3 protein-coding genes are annotated in these 5302 nt (G+C 67.4%); 1 reads left to right on the forward strand and 2 read right to left on the reverse strand.

Annotated features, from left to right (window positions below; all coding sequences use genetic code 11):
• Positions 1-20: 20 nt before the first annotated feature.
• Both U0177_RS28855 and cysS read right to left on the reverse strand, forming a co-directional pair.
• Positions 21-1367 carry an aminopeptidase C gene (locus tag U0177_RS28855; RefSeq protein ID WP_409574155.1) on the reverse strand — a complete coding sequence of 449 codons (1347 nt, stop codon included), beginning with the start codon at positions 1365-1367 and terminating at the stop codon, positions 21-23.
• A 438-nt stretch (positions 1368-1805) separates the two neighbouring features.
• Positions 1806-4244 (reverse strand): cysteine--tRNA ligase, encoded by a 2439-nt coding sequence (cysS, locus tag U0177_RS28860; RefSeq protein ID WP_409574156.1) that lies wholly within the window; start codon positions 4242-4244, stop codon positions 1806-1808.
• Positions 4245-4414: 170 nt separating this feature from the next.
• Here cysS and U0177_RS28865 point away from each other — a divergent pair, with 170 nt between their 5' ends.
• A complete protein-coding gene (locus U0177_RS28865; RefSeq protein ID WP_409574157.1) occupies positions 4415-5221 on the forward strand; it encodes an SDR family NAD(P)-dependent oxidoreductase in 807 nt (268 codons plus the stop codon).
• Positions 5222-5302: the final 81 nt, after the last annotated feature.

Below are 5302 nucleotides of genomic sequence, written 5' to 3' on the forward strand. Positions count from 1 at the left end.
CATATGACGTTCCACGCCGATCACTCGGCCGCGGCCAGCGCGCCCATCGGATCCCACGGCGGCAGCACCGTCGGGTCGGCTTCGAGCAGCGGCAGCAGCGCCGCCGGCACGAAGCGCTTGTCGACCACAACCTCGTACATGTACTCGTCGAACCAGCGGTCGCTCATCACCAGGAAGCCCTTATCGCCGATCTTATCGCCCCAGCTATTCTCGACGCGCCACTTGCGCGGGCGGTCGTCGGCGTCGAGGTCGACGCCGGTGAAGACCATGGCGTGGGTCATCATGCTGTGGCCGTACTCCACGCGCTCGGCCTTGTCGGCGCGGTAGCTGAAGCCATAGACCGAGGCATAATCGAACAGCTCCATGTCGAGGATGCCCAGGTCGCGCTCGAGCATCTTGCCGACATCGCAGCCAAACCACACCGGCTGGCCGTCCTTAAGCATCTCGACGGCAGCCTGCTTGAACACGGCCATGTCGACATTCAGGTAGCGCACGATCTGGCCTTCGGCGACATTGCCGAGGTGCTGGATGGTGTACAGCCGGTCGAACGGCTTGTCGGCGGTGGGGCAGTGGATCAGGCACACCAGCGAGTCGAGGTCGAAGCCGACGTAGCGCTCGAAGAACTCCTGCGGCGTGAGCGTGCCCGCGCGCTGAAACGCCTGGTCTTTGTCGCGCCACTGCCACTCAAACGAGCGCGGCGGCTCGCCGAGGTGCACGCACAGCATCTGGTAGAAGTTGCCGATCATGGCCTGCTTGCGGTCGCGTAGCGCGGCGGCCGGCGCGCCGCCGGCGTGCATGTGCCGCAGCTCAGCCGCGTTCTCGCGCAGCAGCGCGTGCATCAGGCCGGTCATGGCGCCGGTGCTGGCGCTGCTCTCGGTCTCCGGCATCACCGACTTCGGCACCACGCCGTACTTCTTCACCAGGTTCACGAACATATCCCACTGGCCGCCGTCTTGCAGCGGCGCCTGGAGCAGGAACATCAGCAGGCGGCCGTCGCTCGGCTCGTCGAGCGTCGACAGCACGGTCTCGAGGAAATAGTTGGCCTTCTCGAGCTTATCCCAGAACAGCAGGTAGTTCTGCGAGAGCTCGAAGCTCTCGACGTTCAGGCGCTTGATCGCCTCGACACGAAACAGGTTCAGGCCGGCGAACAGCCAGCAGCGGCCGCTGCGGTTCTGGTTGGTGATCGGGTTGCTCTTCAGCATGATCGAGAAGGTATGGTCGGTGCCGGCGATCACGCGGCGATTGAGCGCAACCGCGCTGATCGGCGATTTCGCCACCGCGTTGCCGGCCAGGCGGCGCTGCGGGTCGCGCTCGAAGGCCTCCTGGTAGCTTGCGATCTGCTCGGGCGTAATCCTCTGCTGTGCCATAATTTGGGTTCTCCTTTGCTGATAGTCCCATCGCGGTTCGTTTTCGACGTGCTACCGCGTAAATCCTTAGAGCCCGTTTGAAAGAGGGCGCGCGAGGGGTTATGCCCTCGCACTTCCTCTGGCGGGTGGCGGCCACGAATGTGGCTGCACTCCGCCAGAAAAGTGGATACTTGGAGGACAAAGTCCCTCCAAACCCTCTTTTCAAACAGCTTCTTAGGACTTATGCAGTCGGCGTGCTCAGCCTTCGGCAGAGCGGTACTTTCCTTTTGGACGTGTCCATTTTCCGCGCTGCGCGCGGAAAAACCGCACACACACGATGATCAAAAAGTACCGTGCTGCCGCAGGAACCATGCACGGCTTCGGGAAGCCGAACTGCGCAACTGCTACCACGCATGGTTCATGACTCAACGATCGCCGAGGCGCTTTGCCCGCGCACGGTCAGCCGTGCACGTGCGGGTGCTCGTGGTCGTGGTCGGGCCAGTGCTGATGCTTATGCGTATGCGCGACGCCCGGCGGCGGCAGCTCCTCGGGCGGGTGGCTGTGCGTGCCCAGGTGGTTGGCGTGGTCGTGGCCGAACCAGCGATCGGCCGGCACGTACTCGCGCACCGTCAGGCCCTGGCCGTGGTGCCAGCGGCGCTTGTAGATATCGAAGTTCTTCTTGCTCTTGGTGGCGCGCTCGTCGTCGCTGAGGCTGTACCACTCGCGGTGCGGGTGCTTGACGATCTGCTCGGCGACCTCGGGCAGCGCCACTACGCGGTAGCCGGCAGTTTTGACCATGAAGCTCTCGTAGACGTCGAGCAGGCGGTAGAAGCGAAACTTTTCTTCAAACGGCCCGATCTCGGGCAGCAGCGCGCGCCGGAAGGCCATCAGGTAGCCCTCGACCGCGTCGACATCCGGCCCGGCGCTTTCGTAGAACTCTTTCAGGTCGTCGGTGGCGAGGCCATACGGGCCGACCAGCCCGACCTGCTCGTCGGCCAGGGCGCGCTCGATCGGCGCCCAGATATCGCCGCGCAGCTCGATCGATGTGTCGATCAGCAGCAGCACCCGGCCGCGGCTGGCGCGCATAGTGGCGTTGCGCCCGGCCGCAAAGCCCATGTTGTGGTCGGCGAATAGCACGGTCAGCGGGATGGCCGCGCCGTCGGCGGCGCGCACGCCGTCGCGCGCGAGATGCTGCAGGTACGCCACGGTATCGTCGGTCGAGCCATTGTCGACGATCACCAGCTCAACCAGGCGGCCGCCGGCGTGCCGCGCGACGCTCTCGACACAGCGCTGAAGGTCGGCGCGGCTGTTCTGGGCCAGCAGGTTCACCGAGAACGCATAGCGGTCGGCCGCGCCGCGATGGTCGGGCGCATCGGCGGGGCGCGAGATGCTGCCGAACTCGTCTTCGGGCAGGCGCGGCAGCGCCACCGACCCGGCGGGCGTGTCGCGCAGGCCGAAGCCGGCGGCGGCAATACGTTCGCGCAGCGCGTCGGCCTCGGCGTAGCGCCCGGCGGCCCTGAGCGCGGCGCGCTGCTGTACCAGGGCGGCGATTTCCTCAGGGAGCTGAGACGAGCGACCAGCGACCAAAGACGTTGTTTCTTCGCGCGCGAGGTCTTCTTCGTCTTTCGTGGTTGCTCGTTGGTTCGTGGCCTGGCGCAGCCACTCGGCTAGCCTCAGCCCAAGCACCTCGTCGAATTCGAGCAGCAGCGCCAGGCGCTCGGCCGGCGGCGTCGCGCGGTCGCGCCGCAGCATATCCCACACCGCCGCGAGCGCGCGCGGCAGGTTCAGGTCGTGCTCGAGCGCGGCCACAAAGCGCGCGCGCCATGCCTCGGCGGCGGGCGAGAGCTGCGCGCTCGGCAGGCCGTGCCCACCAGCAGCGTGGGCCAAGCGCAGCGCGGCGGCGCGCAGCCGGCGCAGGGCCACCTCGGCGGCGCGCAGCGACGAGAACGTAAAGTTGAGCCGGCTGCGGTAGTGGATCATGGCGAACAGCAGCCGCAGCGCCATGGGGTCGAAGCCGCGCGCCTCGACGTCGGCGCGAGTGTAGGCATTGCCGGTAGACTTGGCCATCTTCTGGCCATCGGCCAGCAGGTGCTGGGCATGGAGCCAATAGTTGACGAAGCGCCTGCCGGTGAAGCCCTCGCTCTGGGCGATCTCGTCTTCGTGGTGCGGGAAGATATTGTCGACGCCGCCGGTATGGATATCGAACTGCTCGCCAAGGTGTTTGATCGCCATGGCGCTGCACTCGATATGCCAGCCGGGGAACCCGCGGCCCCACGGGCTCTCCCACGACATCTCGCGGCCGGGCTCGGCCAGCTTCCAGAGCGGGAAATCCTCGGGGTTGCGGCGGTACGGGTCGGCGGCGTCGCGCACGCCGGCCAGCATCTGGGCCAGCAGATTGCCCGAGAGCTTGCCGTACTCGGGGAAGCGGCGCACATCGAAGAACACATTGCCGCCGGCCTCGTAGGCCAGGCCCTTGGCCAGCAGACCAGCCGCGATCGCCTGCATCTCGGGGATGTGCTCGGTGGCGCGCGGAAACACGTGCGCGGGCAAAATATTGAGGCGGCGCTCGTCTTCGAGAAACGCCTCGGTGTAGAACTCGGCGATCTGCGCCGATGTCTTGCCCTCTTTGCGCGCCTGGGCAATCAGCTTATCCTCGCCACGGTCGAGCATCTCGACGCGCATATGGCCGACGTCGGTGATGTTCTTGATGTGGCGCACCTCGAGGCCACGGTAGGCCAGCGTGCGGCGCAGCCAGTCGGCCATGAGAAAGGTGCGCAGGTTGCCGATGTGAATGTAGCGGTACACCGTAGGGCCGCAGCTATACATGCGCACGCGCCCCGGCTCGATCGGCTCGAACGGCTCAAGCCGCCGCGTCAGCGTATTGTACAGTTTGAACATGGTGCTTCGGTTTCCACTCCGCTGGGCGTTCGGCGCAGGCCCTGGCCCACAGCTAGTATTGTACCACCGGGTTTGCGAGCATGGCGCAGCTGAGCTAGAATGGCCGGCGGCTTCAACAAATACGCGCCGGGCCGGGTGGCGGATGGCTGGCGCGCCAGCAGCGAGGCGGTATGCAGGTTCGCGGCAGCACCATGCTGATCACCGGGGCGTCGTCGGGCATTGGCGCGGCGTGCGCGCGCCGCGCCGCCGCAATGGGCGCGCGCGTGGTGCTGCTGGCGCGCACGCGCCCGGCGCTCGAGCAGCTTGCCGCCGCGATCCGCGCGGCCGGCGGCGCGGCCGATGCCTACCCCGTCGACCTCACCGACGCCAACGCGGTGGCGGCGACGGTCGAGCGCGTGCTGGCCGAGGTGGGCGTGCCCGATATCGTGCTCAGCAACGCCGGCGCCGGGCGCTGGCTGTTTCTCGAAGAGACCAGCCCCGACGAGGCGGTGGCGATGATGGCGATGCCATACTTCGCCGCGCTCTACCTGACGCGCGCGCTGCTGCCGGCAATGCTCAAGCGCGGCCGCGGCCGGCTCATCTATGTGAACTCGCCGGCGGCGCTGGCGCCGTGGCCCGGCGCCACGGCCTACACCGCCGCGCGCTGGGCGCTGCGCGGCTTCGCCGAGGCGCTGCGCGCCGACCTGCATGGCACGGGGGTGCGCGTGGCTACGGTGATCCCCGGCCGCGTCAGCAGCGGCTACTTCGAGCACAACCCCGGCGTGCTCGAGCGCGAGCCAAGGCTTTCGCGCCTGCTGCTGCCGACGCTCACGCCCGAGCAGGCCGCCGCGCATATGCTGCGCGGCATCGAGCGCGACGCGCGCCTGATCATCTTCCCCACACCCCTCAAGCTGCTGTACCTCTTCGACCGCGCGCTGCCCGGCCCGGTGCGCTGGCTGGCGGCGCGCACCGGCGCGCGCCGCGATAGGCTCGCCTGATTTTTCACTAACACGCGTTACGCGGCGGGGTTCGGGGGCGGCTTTGCCGCCCTCGAAAACTTCCGTTTTGCCCGGTTGCGG

The sequence above is a fragment of the Kouleothrix sp. genome (genome assembly GCF_046328425.1).
Taxonomy (GTDB): domain Bacteria; phylum Chloroflexota; class Chloroflexia; order Chloroflexales; family Roseiflexaceae; genus Kouleothrix.